Source organism: Variovorax sp. VNK109 (assembly GCF_049445855.1).
Classification (GTDB): Bacteria; Pseudomonadota; Gammaproteobacteria; order Burkholderiales; family Burkholderiaceae_C; genus JAGOCV01.
Genome location: NZ_JBMSDV010000002.1, coordinates 245,481 through 260,760, shown reverse-complemented (window position 1 = coordinate 260,760; position 15,280 = coordinate 245,481). Strand labels below are relative to the sequence as shown.

15 protein-coding genes are annotated in these 15,280 nt (G+C 65.5%); 3 read left to right on the top strand and 12 right to left on the bottom strand.

Features of this window, described 5'->3' with window-relative positions; all coding sequences use genetic code 11:
- Window positions 1-36: 36 nt before the first annotated feature.
- Entirely contained in the window at window positions 37-1,071 is a 1,035-nt protein-coding gene (gene pstS / locus ACO2Q9_RS08765; RefSeq protein ID WP_423310322.1) for a phosphate ABC transporter substrate-binding protein PstS, read from the bottom strand.
- 183 nt (window positions 1,072-1,254) lie between these two features.
- Between pstS and ACO2Q9_RS08760 the strand changes: the two genes are divergently transcribed.
- The 3 genes from ACO2Q9_RS08760 (at window position 1,255) to ACO2Q9_RS08750 (ending at window position 4,530) form a co-directional block, all read left to right on the top strand.
- Entirely contained in the window at window positions 1,255-2,421 is a 1,167-nt protein-coding gene (locus ACO2Q9_RS08760; protein ID WP_423310320.1) for an ABC transporter substrate-binding protein, read from the top strand.
- A 77-nt stretch (window positions 2,422-2,498) separates the two neighbouring features.
- Entirely contained in the window at window positions 2,499-3,995 is a 1,497-nt protein-coding gene (gene ppx, locus ACO2Q9_RS08755; RefSeq protein ID WP_423310318.1) for an exopolyphosphatase, read from the top strand.
- A gap of 100 nt (window positions 3,996-4,095) precedes the next feature.
- Entirely contained in the window at window positions 4,096-4,530 is a 435-nt protein-coding gene (locus tag ACO2Q9_RS08750) for a hypothetical protein (RefSeq protein WP_423310316.1), read from the top strand.
- Between the two features lie 12 nt (window positions 4,531-4,542).
- On the opposite strand, the gene ACO2Q9_RS08745 is transcribed toward ACO2Q9_RS08750, so the two are convergent.
- The 11 genes from ACO2Q9_RS08745 to ACO2Q9_RS08695 all read right to left on the bottom strand — a co-directional run bounded on the left by ACO2Q9_RS08745 (window position 4,543) and on the right by ACO2Q9_RS08695 (window position 15,277).
- Entirely contained in the window at window positions 4,543-5,004 is a 462-nt protein-coding gene (locus ACO2Q9_RS08745; RefSeq protein ID WP_423310314.1) for a SixA phosphatase family protein, read from the bottom strand.
- A 20-nt stretch (window positions 5,005-5,024) separates the two neighbouring features.
- Window positions 5,025-7,145, bottom strand: coding sequence for a polyphosphate kinase 1 (gene ppk1 / locus ACO2Q9_RS08740; RefSeq protein ID WP_423310312.1), 2,121 nt, complete (start codon window positions 7,143-7,145; stop codon window positions 5,025-5,027).
- A gap of 12 nt (window positions 7,146-7,157) precedes the next feature.
- Window positions 7,158-8,246 carry a glycosyltransferase family 4 protein gene (locus ACO2Q9_RS08735; protein WP_423310310.1) on the bottom strand — a complete coding sequence of 363 codons (1,089 nt, stop codon included), beginning with the start codon at window positions 8,244-8,246 and terminating at the stop codon, window positions 7,158-7,160.
- On the bottom strand, window positions 8,243-9,154 hold the full coding sequence (locus tag ACO2Q9_RS08730) for a UDP-2,3-diacylglucosamine diphosphatase (protein WP_423310308.1): 912 nt from the start codon (window positions 9,152-9,154) through the stop codon (window positions 8,243-8,245). The genes ACO2Q9_RS08735 and ACO2Q9_RS08730 overlap by 4 nt, the downstream gene beginning before the upstream one ends.
- Window positions 9,151-9,978 carry a GNAT family N-acetyltransferase gene (locus ACO2Q9_RS08725; RefSeq protein WP_423310305.1) on the bottom strand — a complete coding sequence of 276 codons (828 nt, stop codon included), beginning with the start codon at window positions 9,976-9,978 and terminating at the stop codon, window positions 9,151-9,153. Before ACO2Q9_RS08725 ends, ACO2Q9_RS08730 begins: the two co-directional genes overlap by 4 nt.
- A 65-nt stretch (window positions 9,979-10,043) precedes the next feature.
- Window positions 10,044-11,960, bottom strand: coding sequence for a PhoX family protein (locus ACO2Q9_RS08720; RefSeq protein ID WP_423310304.1), 1,917 nt, complete (start codon window positions 11,958-11,960; stop codon window positions 10,044-10,046).
- Window positions 11,961-12,079: 119 nt separating this feature from the next.
- Window positions 12,080-12,640, bottom strand: a complete 561-nt coding sequence (locus ACO2Q9_RS08715; protein ID WP_423310302.1) for a DUF3617 domain-containing protein — start codon at window positions 12,638-12,640, stop codon at window positions 12,080-12,082.
- Complete coding sequence (locus ACO2Q9_RS08710) at window positions 12,640-13,515, bottom strand: TadE/TadG family type IV pilus assembly protein (protein WP_423310300.1); 876 nt, start codon at window positions 13,513-13,515, stop codon at window positions 12,640-12,642. Before ACO2Q9_RS08710 ends, ACO2Q9_RS08715 begins: the two co-directional genes overlap by 1 nt.
- 16 nt (window positions 13,516-13,531) lie before the next feature.
- Window positions 13,532-14,038: a hypothetical protein gene (locus tag ACO2Q9_RS08705; protein ID WP_423310298.1), complete on the bottom strand. Its 507-nt coding sequence runs from the start codon at window positions 14,036-14,038 to the stop codon at window positions 13,532-13,534.
- Complete coding sequence (locus ACO2Q9_RS08700) at window positions 14,038-14,382, bottom strand: DUF192 domain-containing protein (RefSeq protein ID WP_423310296.1); 345 nt, start codon at window positions 14,380-14,382, stop codon at window positions 14,038-14,040. The genes ACO2Q9_RS08705 and ACO2Q9_RS08700 overlap by 1 nt, the downstream gene beginning before the upstream one ends.
- 10 nt (window positions 14,383-14,392) lie before the next feature.
- A complete protein-coding gene (locus ACO2Q9_RS08695; protein WP_423310294.1) occupies window positions 14,393-15,277 on the bottom strand; it encodes a type II secretion system F family protein in 885 nt (294 codons plus the stop codon).
- Window positions 15,278-15,280 lie beyond the last annotated feature (3 nt).

Sequence of the window (15,280 nt, the reverse complement as noted above, 5' to 3'; positions counted from 1 at the left end):
GTTGTTCCGCGTTGTGATGGTTCGAAGGGTGCCCGATTACTTGTAGGCCACCGGCTTGCCGTCGGCGCCCACGACCTTGCCCCACGACGTGCGGATGATGGACTTGACGTTGTCGGGGAACGGCACGTAGTCGAGATCGATGGCAGCCTTGTCGCCGTTGGTGTAGACCCAGTCGAAGAACTTCAGCGCGGCGGCGGTCTGCGTCGGCTTCTCGGGCTTGGCGTACACCAGGATGAAGGTGGCCGTGGAGATGGGCCACGAATCCTTGCCCTTGGCGTTGGTCAGGCTCTGCGAGAACGACTTGGACCAGTCGATGCCGGCGGCCGCGGCCTTGAAGTTGGCGTCGTCCGGTTGCACGTAGTTGCCGTCCGCGTTCTGCAGGGCGACGTGCGACATCTTGTTCTGCTTGGCGTAGGCGTATTCGACGTAGCCGATGGAATCCGGCAGGCGCATCACGAAAGCGGAGACGCCTTCGTTGCCCTTGCCGCCCGCGCCGGTGGGCCACTTCACGGCCGTTCCGGTGCCCACGTCCTTGGCCCAGGCGGGGCTGACCTTGGTCAGGTACTCGGTGAAGGCGAAGCTGGTGCCCGAACCGTCAGCGCGGCGGACCACGGCGATCGGTGCGTCGGGCAGCGTCACGCCCGGGTTCAGCGAGGCGATGGGCGCTTCGTTCCACTTGACGATCTTGCCCAGATAGATGTCGGCCAGCACGGCACCAGTCAGCTTGAGCTGGCCGGGTTGCACGCCCTTGATGTTCACGACGGGAACCACGCCACCGATCACGGTGGGGAACATGACCAGGCCGTCCTTGGCCAGTTGTTCGTCGGTCAGGGGAGCGTCGGTCGCGCCGAAGTCCACGGTCTTGGCCTGGATCTGCTTGATGCCGGCGCCCGAACCCACCGACTGGTAGTTCACCTTGGTGCCGGTGGCCTTGTTGTAGGCGTCAGCCCACTTGGCGTAGACCGGTGCGGGGAAGGAGGCGCCAGCGCCCGTCACGTCCTGGGCTTGTGCCAGCGTGGACATGGACAGGACGGCTGCGGCCACCAGGGAAATCTTGGAAATCATTTGCATCAGGACACCTTTGGTTTGGATGAAAGGAGAGGAAACTTTTGAGGACTTGCGGCGACTGTAAAAACCATTTGTGACGCTGGCGTGACACAAATGGGGTGTCACGGAGTTTTCACGGAACCGTCACGGATGGCCCCTAGAGTCGTGCCACCTGATGTACCGGCGGCAACGTCCGCCCCCTTCCCCATGTTTTTCCCTGAATCCGGCCCCGGCCTGCAGCGACGTCGCCTGCTGCAGGCTTTTGGCGCTGCGGCCCTGGCGGCCACACCCGCCCTGGCCGCCCTCCCCGTTCTGGCCCAGTCGGGCAAATCCACCGCGACCCCCAGCGGCAAGCCGCTGGTCATTGCCCAGCTGGCCGACATGTCGGCCGAGCAGCAGGATGTGTCGCGCGACTTCCTGGCCGGCTCCCGAGCGGCCTGGCAGGACATCAACCTGCGCGGCGGGCTGCAGGGCCGCCCGGTCCAGCACCTGACGGTGGAGCTCGACGGCAGCACCGAGGCCATCAAGGGCGCGTGGCAGCCGCTGCGCGAGAACGGCGCGTGCATCGCCTTGTCCGGCACGACCGGCCACCGCATGGCCACGCTGGTCAGCGACTTGCTGCGGCAGGAAGGTGCTTCGCTGCCGCACGTGGCCCCTTGGCTCCAGAACAGCGGGGCCGATGTCGACAGCCGGACCTTCCCCATCTTCGCGGGCCGGCAGGAGCAGATTTCGCACGCCATCCGGTCCCTTTCGCTCATGGGCGTTCCCGAGATCGGCGCTGTCTATGCCACCGAGCTCGACCATTCGCTCTACCGCGGCGACGTGGAACGCACCGCCGCCGCGATGAAGCTGCCACTGCGTTCGCTACGGCTGGGTCCGGCGGATGTGGCACCGAACGCGCTGCCGACCATCGTGCTGTTCGTGGGAGGCACACCCGAGCTGGTCCGTTTCTGCCAGGGGTTTGCACGGCAGGCCAGCAGCCGCCAGCAGTTCATCGTGGCGCTGGCTGACGTGAACCTCGCAACGCTCGCCCAGGCGGGCATGCCGCGGAACACGCCCGTCATCGTCACGCAGCCGGTACCGGTGATCACCGCAAGCTCGCCGCTCGTGCGCGCCTATCGCGAGACGCTGGCCCGCCTGTTCGACGAAGCACCCACGCCGCAGAGCCTGGCCGGCTTCATCGCCGCGCGCTACACCTACACCGTGCTGTCGTCGGTGGAAGCACCGCTCACGCGCCAGTTGGCGCTGGCCGCATTCGCCAGGCGCAGCGACGTCGACCTCAACGGTTTCCATGTGAGCTACGACGCGCGCCGGCGCGGCAGCGGCTACGTGACGCAAAGCATGCTGACGATGGACGGACGGCTGCTCGGATGAGCGCTGTGCTCGCCCCACGTTCGCGCGCGAGGGATTGCGAGCGGCTACCATCCCGGGAGCGCCACAATCCATCCTCCATGCAGAACGGTACCCTCCTCGCCGCAGTCGATCTCGGCTCCAACAGCTTCCGCCTCGAGATCGGGCGACTCGATCACGGACAGGTGCACCGCACCGAATACCTCAAGGAAACCGTCCGCCAGGGCAATGGCCTGGACGAAGCGCGCAACCTCACGCCCGAAGCCATGCAACGCGGCTGGGACTGCCTGGCGCGTTTCGGCGAACGCATCGCCGGCTTCAAGCGCTCGCAGGTGCGCGCCGTTGCCACGCAGACGCTGCGTGAAGCGCGCAACCGCGACGAATTCCTCAAGCGCGCGCACCAGGTGCTGGGTTTTCCCATCGACGTGATTCCCGGCCGTGAAGAAGCGCGCCTCATCTACCAGGGCGTCGCGCACCTGCTGCCGCAGTCCGACGAGCGCCGCCTGGTGGTGGACATCGGCGGCCGATCCACCGAGATGATCCTCGGCCAGGGTCTCGAAGCCCGCGTGATGGAGTCCTACCGCGTGGGCAGCGTCGCCTGGTCGATGAAGTATTTCGCGCAGGGCCAGTTCACGCCGCAGGCTTTCCACACCGCGAACGTCGCGGCCAAGGCCGTGCTCGACGAAGCGCTGGATGCCTACGCCAGCCACCTGTGGGACGTGGCCTATGGTTCGTCCGGCACCGTGGGCGCGGTGGCCGACATCCTCGGGCAGAACGGTTTCCCCGAAGGCCGCGTGACGCGTGAAGGCCTGGAGTGGCTGGTGGAGCGGCTGCTGCGCGCGCAAAGCGCCGACCGCGTGCGGCTCGAAGGCCTGAAGGACGACCGCCGCCCCGTCATCGCCGGCGGCGTGAGCGTGCTGCGCGCCGTGTTCGAGCTGCTGGACATCGAAGAGATGGCCGCTGCGCAGGGCGCACTGCGCCATGGCGTGCTGTATGACCTGATCGACCGCGAGGAAGACCGGACCGACGCGCGCTCCACCACGGTGGACCGGCTGGCCACGCGCTTCGGTGTGGACATGGCGCAGGCGCGTCGTGTGGACCAGGTGGCCGCGCAACTGTTCACGCAGATCCGCGCGAGCACCAAGGCCACGGCGGCTGACACCGAGCGTCACTTGCGCAAGCTGCATTGGGCCGCGCGCCTGCATGAAGTGGGCTGCCAGATCTCGCACAGTGACTATCACAAGCACGGCGCGTACATCCTGGACAACGCCGACGCGCCCGGCTTCGCATTGCCCGAACTGCATCGCCTGAGCCTGCTGGTGCTGGGCCATCGCGGCAAGCTGCGCAAGCTCGAAGCCGACTTCACCGACGACGTGTTCGTGCACCAGTTGCTCGCGCTGCGCCTGGCCGTGCTGCTGTGCCATGCACGCCGCGACCCGGATCTCAAGGGCTTCAAGCTGGAAACGGCGATTGACGGCACCAGCCTGCAAGGACGCGCGGGCTGGGCACAGGCCTATCCGCAATCGGCGCATCTGCTGCGCGAAGAAGTGCAGGCCTGGCAGAAGACGCCGAGCCTGTTCTCTCTGAACCTGCCCTGAGCTTCGAGAAATCATTCACGGCGAACCCACGGGGTCGCGGTAGATGATTTTCCGGAAACTGTATATATTGTTTATATCGTTTATTCCGAGAAGCAATGTCATGGCAACTGCAAAGAAGACTCCCCTGAAATCCGTCGCGAAGACCAAAGCAGCCGTGGCTGCGAAGCCGGCCGCCAAAGCCACGCCGACGAAAGTGGCTGCCAAGCCCGCAGTAAAGCCGGTCGCCAAGGCCGCAGCGAAGCCCGCAGCCAAGGTGGCGGCCAAACCCACAAAGGTCGCCAAGCCGGTGAAAACCGAAAAGGCCGAAAAGCCGCGCAAGCCCAAGCTCGTGCGCGACAGCTTCACCATCCCCAAGACCGAATACGTCGTGCTTCAGGCGTTGAAGGAACGCGCAGAGCGCCTGACGCGTCCTGCGAAGAAGAGCGAGATCCTGCGTGCCGGTGTCGCTGCGCTGGCCGCCATGTCCGATCTGGCCTACCTGCAGGCGCTGGCCAAGGTGCCGGCCATCAAGACCGGCCGTCCGGGCAAGGACTGATCGGATCCCTGCTCAGAGAAGCTCCGGCGACTGCACGGTGACCACCACGGTCTGCTGCACGCCCGCACGCTCGCGCAGGCGCAGCCACCAGACGGCGCCTTTGCGCACGGTGCACTCCTCTTCCTTCAGCCCCACCAGCTGAGAAATCGTCTGCCCCAGCAACGGCTGGTGGCCGACGACCAGGAAGGTCTGGCGGCTCGAAGGCCATTGAACGAGTTCGAGTAGTTGTTCCACCGTACCATCGGGCGCGAGTTCATTGCGCAGCTTGTACTTGCGGCCCAGCGCCAGCACGGTCTGCTCGGTGCGCCGCGCCGGACTGCAGAGGATGCGCACGCCTTCAGGCAACTGCCGGTCGAGCCACTGCGACATGCGCGCGGCCTGCTTTTCGCCGCGTGATGTGAGGGAGCGCTCCAGATCGTTGCAGCCCTCTTTCCATTCTTCGGCCTCGGCATGGCGCCAGAGAATCAGGTCCATCCGCACTCCTTTGCCCGGTTTCAGCCGCCGCGCGGCGCATAGCGTTGCATCAGTGCCGCCTGCGCGCTGGGATACTTCCCTTCGCCCTTACCCCCGTCCTTGCCGACGCGGACATACTGGCCATCGGGCCCGAGGTCCCACGCGTCGTGGCCGTCGTACAGATAGGCCACCAGGCACTCGTCGATGATGCGTTGGCGAAGTTGCGGATCGGTGACAGGCCAGGCCAGTTCCACGCGGCGCAGCATGTTGCGGTTCATCCAGTCGGCGCTGGAAAGCATCAGTTCTTCGTCGTCACCATCGCGGAAATAGAACACGCGCGAATGCTCGAGCAGGCGACCGATGACCGAGCGCACGCGGATGTTGTCGGTCAGGCCCGGCACACGTGCCGGCAGCATGCACGCGCCGCGCACGATGAGGTCGATCTTCACGCCCGCGCGGCCCGCGCGCAGCAACGCCTGCATGAGCGCGTCGTCGGTCAGCGCATTCATCTTCGCGACGATGCGCGTGCTGCGCCCTGCCGTCGCGGCGGCCGTCAGTGCATCGATCTTCTCGATGGTGCGGCGGTGCAGCTGGAACGGCGCCACCCACAGCTTGTGCAACTTCGGCAGGCGGCTCTGGCTCGCGAGGTGAACGAACACCTGTTCGACGTCCGACGTGAGTTGCGTATCCGCAGTCAGGTAGCTCAGGTCGGTGTACAGCCGCGCAGTGACGCGGTTGTAGTTGCCGGTAGACAAGTGCGCATAGCGCCTGAGATGCCGCCCTTCGCGCCGCGTGACGAGCAGCATCTTCGCGTGCGTCTTGAGGCCCACCACGCCGTACACCACCTGCGCGCCGATCGATTCGAGCTGCTCGGCCCAGTTGATGTTGGCTTCCTCGTCGAAGCGCGCCTTCAACTCGACCACGGCCATCACTTCCTTGCCGCGGCGCACGGCTTCGCGCAGAAGCTCCATGAGTTCGGAATCGGCACCGGTGCGGTAGATGGTCTGCCGGATGGCCAGCACCTGCGGGTCGTTCACGGCCTCGCGCAGGAACGCCAGCACGGCATCGAAGCTTTCGTAGGGCTGGTGGATGAGCACGTCGCCCTGCTGCAAGCGTTCGAAGAATGACTGCCCGGGCGTCAGCGACACCGGCCAGGCCGGCGTCCACGCAGGGAACAGGAGATGCGGCGCATCGACCAGGTCGATCAGCTGGCGAAGGCGCACCAGGTTCACCGGCCCGTGCACGCGGTACAGCGCCTCATGCGGCAGGTTGAATTGCTGCAGCAGGAAGTTCGCCAGGAAATCCGAGCAGCCCGACGACACTTCGAGTCGCACCGCCTGACCGTAGTGGCGCTGCTGCAGCCCCTGGCGCAAGGCGGTGCGCAGGTTGCGCACGTCGTCCTCGTCCACCGCAAGGTCGGAATGGCGCGTCACGCGGAACTGCGAGAACTGCCCCACTTCGCGCCCGGGGAAGAGCTCGGCCAGGTGCGAGCGGATCATGCTGGAGAGCGACACCAGCAGCGTGCGCTTGCCCGACACCTTCTCCGGCAGGCGGATGAGGCGCGGCAGCACGCGCGGCACCTTCACGATGGCAATCTCGTTCTCGCGACCGAAGGCATCGCGGCCGGACAGGCGCACGATGAAGTTGAGCGACTTGTTGGCCACCTGCGGGAACGGGTGCGCCGGGTCGAGCCCCACGGGCACCAGCAGCGGCCGCACCTCGCGTTCGAAATACTCATGCACCCAGCGGCGCTGCGCGGCATTGCGTTCGCCGTGCGAGACGATCTTGATGCCGTGCTTCTCGAACGCCGGCATCAGCTCGTCGTTGAACAGCGCATATTGCCGGGCCACCAGCTCATGCGCTGCGGTGGAAAGCCCCGCATAAGAGTCCGTGGTGTAGAGGCCCTTGCTGTCACGGGCCTGCGCGGCAGTCAGATGCGGTGCAACGCGCACCTCGAAGAACTCGTCGAGGTTGGATGAAACGATGCAGAGGTAGCGCAGGCGCTCGAGCAGTGGCACCTCGGCGCGGCGGGCCGAATCGAGCACACGCTCGTTGAACGCGAGGATGCTGTGATCACGGTCGAGGAAGCGCACGGCCTGCCCGCCGGGCAGGACTGCGCGGGCCGCGACTTCCGAAGCCACGGGAACGGGCGGGGTCAACATGGATGACAGTGTTCAGCGGCTGGATGACAGTGATGTGACAACCCTGTCATCCGTGTGACGATTCTGTGACAACCCACCCCGCGCGTCCACCAGATGTCCGATGAACACCTGCGTCGCCTGTTGCCAGCTGAAATCGAGCGCACGCGCCCTCGCCTCGTGCCGCGACACGCCCAGCGCCGCAAAACTGGCCGCCTGCAGGTCTTCATGGAGCACGCCGCCCAGCACCCGGCCCGACCCGTCACCCAGCACTTCCAGCGGGCCGTCCACAGGATAGGCCGCCACCGGTGTGCCGCAAGCCATGGCCTCGAGCATCACGAGGCCGAAGGTTTCGGAACGGCTGGGGAATACGAACACATCGGCCGCTGCGTACACCTTCGCCAGTTTTTCGCGTGGCAGCACACCCATCCAGCGCACATCCGTGAAGCGCTGCTTGAAGCTCGCCTCCAGCGGCCCGACGCCGCAGACCACCTTGGTGCCGGGAAAATCCATCGACAGGAAGGCCTCGATGTTCTTCTCGTAGGACACGCGGCCCACGAACAGTGACACGGGGCGCGTCAATGCATCCAGCTCGTCATGCGCGGCCGGTCGTTCCGAGAAGCTGAACAGATTCGTATCCACCCCATGCGTCCAGCTGCGCAGGTTGCGGAAGCCCCGCTGTTCCAGCATGCGCAGCACGCCCTGCGTGGGCACCATCACACCCGACGACGCGCTGTGGAAATGCCGGAACAGCGCATAGCCCCACGACAGCGGAATCTTCGCCGCCGCATGGAGGATTTCGGGGAACCTGGTGTGGAACGCGGTGGTGAATTGCCAGCCACGTTTCCTGCAATGTCCACGCGCCGCCCAGCCCAGCGGGCCTTCCGTCGCCACGTGGATCGCGTCAGGGGCGATCTCGTCCAGCATGCGTGCCACCTGCTTGCCCGGGCGGATCGCCAGATCGATGCCCTTGTAGCCCGGGCACGGCCGCGTGCGGAACTGCCCGGGCTCGATGACCGACACCTCATGCCCCGCAGCCCGGATCTCGCGCACCAGTTCCACCAGCGTGGTCACCACGCCATTGACCTGCGGTTGCCAGGCATCGGTGACAAGCGCGATCTTCATGCGTTGACCTTTTCCAGCGTGACGGGGTCGGCGTAGGCGTGGATGGGTTCGGCTTTCGCCTCGCCCCATTGCAGCAGTTCAAGCCGGCCGTCGAAGTGTTCCACCAGCGCCGTGCGGCTCTCCACCCAGTCCCCGTCGTTGCAGTACAGCGTGCCGTCGATCATGCGCATCTCCGCGCGGTGGATGTGCCCGCACACCACGCCCTGATGACCACGACGACGTGCCTCGGCGGCGACAGCCACTTCGAAGTCCGTCACGTAGTTGAGCGCCGTCTTCACCCGGTTCTTCAGGTACTGCGAGAGCGACCAGTACGGCAGGCCAAGGCGCGCCCGCATCGAGTTCAGGTGACGGTTCAGGCGCAGCGTGAACTCATAGAGGTTGTCGCCCAGGTAAGCAAGCCACTTGGCACACTGGATGACGCCATCGAAGTAGTCGCCGTGGATGATCCAGAGCTTGCGGCCATCGGCGGTGACGTGCACGGCCTCTTCAAGCACCTCGACACCGCCGAAGGCGTTGCCAGTGAAGGCGCGGGCGAATTCGTCGTGGTTGCCCGGCACGTAGATCACGCGGCAGCCCTTGCGCGCGCGGCGCAGCAGCTTCTGCACGACGTCGTTGTGCGCCTGCGGCCAGAACCAGCGGCGGCGCAGTTGCCAGCCGTCCACGATGTCGCCGACCAGATAAAGGTAGTCGCTCGGGTGTGCCTTCAGGAAGTCCAGCAGCGCCTCGGCCTGGAAGCCCGGCGTGCCGATGTGCAGGTCCGAGATGAAGATGGTGCGGTAGCGGCAACGCGGCTCGCCGTCGTGTGCGTCGGCGGCGTCATCGACCACATCAGCCTCATCGCCGAGACCACCCTGCAGACCCGCAGCCCACGGGCCCAGCGGATCGAAAGCCGCGGGCCCGGCCCTCATGCGGCCCCCAGGAAGTGCTTGCGGTAGCGCGGCGGCAGATCGGCGATGCGCATGAGCATGGGCAGATCGGCGGTGTTGAAGTCCGGGTCCCACGCGGGTGCGCCGAGTACGCGCGCGCCCAGTCGCAGGTAACCCTTGATCAGCGCGGGCGGCTCCACCGGCAGCGTACTGTCCAGTTGCTCGATCGGCAGCGGCAGGCGCGGCAGCACGTGGTGCTCGATCGGCGCCATGTGCGTCTGCTTGAGCTGGTTCCAGATGCTTGCTGCGGCATCGCCGCTCACCACGCCGTTGTGCAGCATCGGGATGCTCGCGCAGCCGATCATCGTGTCCAGCTTGTTGCGCACCATGAATTCGGCCAGCGCACCCCACAGCGCAAGGATGACACCGCCCTGGCGGTGATCCGGATGCACGCAGCTGCGGCCCAGCTCGACCATGCGCTCGCGCAGGCTGCGAAGGCGCGTGAGGTCGAACTCGGTATCGCTGTAGGTGCTGCCCACGCGTTTTGCCTGTGCGGGTGTGAGCACGCGATAGGTGCCGATGACTTCGCCGCCTTCGGCGTCGCGCACGATCAGGTGTTCGCAGTAATCATCGAACAGATCGACATCGTGGCCGGCCAACGGCGTGTCCAGCCGGGCGCCCATTTCGCCCGCGAAGATGTCGAACCTCAGGCGCTGCGCCGCGCGGACTTCGTCCTGGTGCCGCGCCCAGGCCACGGAAATGCCGCCCCGCCCAGCTTCAGCTTGTTGAGCGCCGCCTGGATGAAGTGACCCCCTGGGAAGGCGGGCCGGCGACAGCGGGAAGGTCGGGTTGGGCAGTTCATTCATTGCATTCGCTCCTTTTCGGATTCATTTGCGAAGAAGCCCCGACTGGCGGGGCTTCTTGAGGTTGGTCAGGTGCCGACGATGCCGCCGTCCTTGCGGCGGATCACGACGGTGGCCGAGCGAGGCCGGCCGCCTGTCGGTCCATCCGGCCAGGTGCTGATGGCCTTGGGCTTAGTCGGGTCGCTTCTTTCGCTCGGGCTCTCGCCCGGGTGCTGGATGTTCACGAACAGTGTCTTCAGGTCGGGCGTGCTGGTGACACCGGTCACCTCGCAACCCGCCGGGCCGCTCAGGAAGCGGCGGATCTCGCCGGTTTGCGTGTCGGCTGCGAGCATCACGTTGTGGCCCATGTTGACCAGGTCACCCTTGCCCATGGCCGAGGTGGACATGTCGGTCTGGATCCACAGCACGCCGCGGCCATCGACCCACAGGCCGTCCGGGCAGCTGAACATGTCGCCCTTGATGTTGCCCTTGGCGTCGGCACGTGCGAGCGACGGGTCGCCAGCCATCACGAAGTGGTTCCACACGAAGCGTTCGCCGTGGAAGTCACCCTGCTCGCGCCAGCGGATGATGTTGCCCTGCGTGTTGTTGGCACGCGGGTTGGCCCCGTCCACGCCGTTCTTGCCGTCGGCCGTGCGGCTGCTGTTGTTGGTGAGCGTGCAGTACACCTCGCCGCGTGCCTGATCGACAGCCGTCCACTCGGGGCGGTCCATCTTGGTAGCGCCCAGCAGGTCGCTGGCCTGACGCGACTTGATGAGCACTTCGCCCTGGTCCGCAAAGCCGTTGGCCGCCGTCAGCGGGCCCTGGCCATGCACCAGCGGCAGCCACTGGCCCTGGCCGTTGGCTTCGAAACGTGCCACGTACAGCGTGCCGTGGATCAGCAGCTCGGCATTGGCGCGCGCACCGCCCGGCTTGATGGCGTCGCGGCTGACGAACTTGTAGATGTATTCGAAGCGCGAGTCCTCGCCCATGTAGATCACCGCGCGCTGGTCGCGGGTGACAGCCACCGTCGCGCCTTCGTGCGCGGCGCGGCCGAGCGCGGTGCGCTTCATCGGCGTGGAGCTCGGGTTCATCGGATCGATCTCGACGACCCAGCCATGGCGGTTGGGCTCGTTGGGGTGACGGCTCGCGTCGAAGCGCTCGTCATGTTCGTGCCAGCGGTAGCCTGCCGGGTCGCCCTTGCGCAGGCCCCAGCGGGCTTCATGCGCGTTCGGCGTGTCCGGACCCTTGAAGTAATTGATGAAGTTCTCTTCGCAGGTAAGGTACGTGCCCCAGGGCGTGATGCCGCTGCCGCAGTTGTTGAACGTGCCGAGTACCGTGCGGCCCGACGTGTCGGCGGCTGTCTTCATCATGGCGTGCCCGGCAGCGGGGCCCGTCACCGTCATGGGCGTGCGCGCGGTGATGCGGCGCGCCCAGGGCGAGGGTTGCACCACTTGCCATTGGTTGTCCTTCAGCTCCACCTCGATCACGGCGACGCCGTGCGCGGCCTGCGCCTTGCGCACTTTCTCGGCGCTCCAGGTCTTCATGCCATCGGCATGCAGCAGGCCGTCGTCGGTGTACTCGTGGTTCATCACGAGCAGGCCGCTTTGCGAACCGTTGATCGCGAAATAGTGGATGCCGTCGTGGTGCATGCCCATCTGGGCTTCCTGCTCGGCGGCGGTGTTGGTACCGTCGGGCTTGAACTTCGGCATTTCACCGGACAGGCCGACCGGGTTGCCCCACGGCGCGATGACCTGCGCCACGTAGCCCTCGGGCACGACGATGCTGTCAGCCGTGGAAATGGCGATGCTCTTGAAGCCGATGCCCTTGGGCGCATTGGCCAGCGGGCCCGACGCAGTGGCACAACCGGCCAGACCGGCGAACAGGCCCGACGCAGCAGCGGCCACGCCGCCCTTGACGAACAGGCGGCGTGCCGGATCGGACACTTCGTGGATGTTGAGGTTGGAAGACCGGTTGGAGTCTTCCATCGTGGAGAAATCTTTGCTCATGGGGTCGGACGTTTTTCAGTGATGTCCGAGAGCATCGCGGGCGCGCGTGACACACTCATTGCGATGGTGTGTCAAATCGATGACACCGCCTTCAAGCCGCCTGCATCAGGCGGCCAGCGTCACTTCTTTTCGGGGTAAAGCGGCAAGCGCGTGCCGCCCGGCGTGGTGGGCGGCATGGGCGGGTCGGCATAGGGCGGACCGCTCCTGGCGCCAGCCTTGGCTCCGGCATTCGCGTTGATGCACGGGCCGACGTAGCGACCCGACAGCAGCGTGGTCACCTGGACGTTGGGTGCGCTGGTAGAGCGTGAAACGATCTTGCCGGTGATGCGCGTGTCACCGAAATCGAGCCGGCCTTCCGCGTGTGCGACCTCACGGCCATGCACACACTGCAGTTTCCAGGTCATGTATTCGGGCGTGCTTCTGGAATCGCGGATCGAACAGGTCACGCCCTGCGGAATCTGCAGCAGCTCGTCCGTATTCGTAGGCGACAGGCAACGCTCGTATTCCATAGGCCCGGTCGACGGGCCCTGCATGTTCGTGATTTCCATGGCCGCGCCGATGCGCCAGTTGCCTTCCTTGATACGCGGCTTCACACCGTCCTTGGCAAAGCTTGCTGATGATGCGCCGAGGAACAGGAGGCTGGCGGCAAACGCCACCTTACGCATCGACGGGCGAAGCATCACTGCTTGACCTTGAAGGGTGTCTGCATGCGGACCACCGCTTCGGAGCTCACGGGAATGCGATAGCCGCCGACCACCCAGTTGATCACCGGAATCTCGGTGTCGAGCCAGTCCTGCGCTGTTTGCATGATGTCAGTGATGAAGGACAAGTCCGCCCCGACAAATTCGCCTGCAGCCTCGACTTTCGCGATCGGCCCGGCGACCACGTTCTTCAACCGCGCGCAGTCGGCACTGGAAGGATTGAATCCGGTGGCTGCATCGCCGTACAACATGCCGCCAGGTGTCCGCAGGCCCTCCAGGCCATTCACCAGCGAATAGAACACGAGGTTCGCCAGGGGCACGATGAGCTTGGCGCAATAGGTCACGCGGATCTTCAGAAGATTCGCATCCTGCACGTTGACCTTCGAATTCGCAAAGACGGTGTCCGGTCGGTACAGCAGGTTGTCGTTCGGGATGATCAGGTAACCCGGGTAGGCAGGATCTGTCTTGAGCAGGCCTGCCGCCTGGTCTTTCTTGAGATCGGCATCCGGCGGCGGATTGATGCGCTTGATGCTCGTGACCATCGGGTTGAACGCCTCGATCGCGCCGACGGCGCGGCCGCGGAGCAGGTCTCCGAATGTCGGGCCTGGCGTGAAGAGCGGCGTCATGGCGGCGCCGAACGCGTCCTTCACGGCATTGGTGCTGCCATTCTTGAGCGCGCCCTGCCGCGCGGCGGCGAAGGTCGCGTAGTTGACCTGGCTCTTGATCTGGTAGAGCAACCCGAACTGGATGGTGCCCAGCACCAGCAGCAGCAGCGACGGCAGGATGATGAGGTACTCCACCATCGACTGGCCGCGCTGCTTGCGGGTTGCATTGAGCTTGCGGAATGCGCGCATGTGCATCTCCCGGTGTTCAGGGGGTCTTGGGTCTCGCGGCCGGGCGGGGTTCCCCTTCCAGCGCAGACAGGCGGCTCAGGTCTTCGAGCAGTGAATCGATGCGTTTTGCCATGGCTTCGTCATTGGAGTCCACGGTCACCTGCGCCTGAAGGAGTGCGGCATACGCTTCGCGCAGCTTGATCACGCCCAGGTTATGCCAGGCGCGCGCGTGCGAGTTGTCGGCCAGCAGCGCTCGGTTGTAGGCACCGGCGGCGGGCTCGGGCAGGTTGTTGCTCGCATAGAGGTTGCCCAGACGGAACCAGGTGTCCGCGTCGTTCGGGATCTTGCGCAGCAGGCTCTGGAAAAGCGCTTCCGAGCGCGAAGCCTCGTTCTCCTGGCCGGCGAACTGCTGCTTGTTCAGCAGTTCGATGTTCGCGCCCATCGAAGGCGTGCCGGCCAGCGTGGTGCCGGTGTTGGGGCGCGACGCGCAGCCACCCAGCACGAGTGCCACCACCACACCACCGGTCAACAACAGTTTCTGCATCAATGTCTCCACTCGAGGCGGTCGCCCACCGCGAGCTCGAGCCGGTCGATTTCGCCAGCCGGTAGCTCCAGCGTGGCACGTGCGCCAAAGGCAAACGCCATGCGCAGCGGCGCCACGCGACGGCAAAGTTTCACGATTTTCTCACCCGCATCCACGAACACCACATCGAGTGTGTAACCCATGCCGATGGTGTGCACCGACGAGCACGGGTCGATCAGCAGTGCCTCGCCCTGTTTCAGCGGCGGCCGGCCCAGCAGGCCGCGCATGCGGTCGAGCGCACTCTCGGCTCGCCATGCGGAAGGAATCAGCACCTTGGACTGGCGGTACACGGCGCCCCGGGACATGCTCACGGCTTCAGACGATCCCCGACGTAAGGAACTTCATCGCAATCGGGAAGCCCAGGATCAGGAAGGTGAGCGGGAAGATGAACACCAGCAGCGGGAAGATCAGCTTCACCGGCGCTTCCATGGCCTGCTTCTCGGCACGCTGGAAGCGCTCGCTGCGGCGCTGTTCGGCCTGCGCACGCAATGCAGTGCCCAGGCGCGCGCCCATCTTCTCGGCCTGGATGGTGGTGCCCACGAAGCTGGTGATCTCGCTCATCTGCATGCGCGCCTCCATGCGACGCAATGCGTCGGCACGCGGCACGCCCGCGCGCAGGTCGCGCACGACCAGGTAGAACTCGTGCTTGAGCGGCCCTTGCGGGCCCTTCTCCATCGCCTGGTTGATGGCACCCGTCATGTTCAGCCCGGCTTCCACCGCCATGGTGATGTAGTCGAGATACGTCGGCAGCGTCTTCTGCACCTGCACGACGCGCTTCTTGCGCACATCGCCCAGCCAGATGGACGGGTAAAAAAAGCCCAGCAGCGTGATGCCGATCAGGATGCCGGGGGAGTTCTTCTCCAGCGCGCCCAGTGCGAACCAGGTGAAGCCGAAGGCCACCACCATGCAGATGAAGCGCAACGCAAAGAACTGCTCGGCGCCCATGAGGAAGCTCACGCCGGTCAGTTGCAGCTGTTTGGATGTCTTCTCCAGCGCGCTCGAGGGAATGAACTTGCCGATGTGGTATTCCATGAAGCGCACCAGCGGCCAGGCCATGCGCAGGATGGGTGGCAGCGTATCCAGATAGGCGCGGTCTTCGGTCGGCACCTGCTGCTTCAGGCGCCCCAGCGCGAACACCATGCACAGGACGGCCAGGCCGAACGTCATGGCGATCGCAAAGATGATGAGTGTGTTGCCCATGAT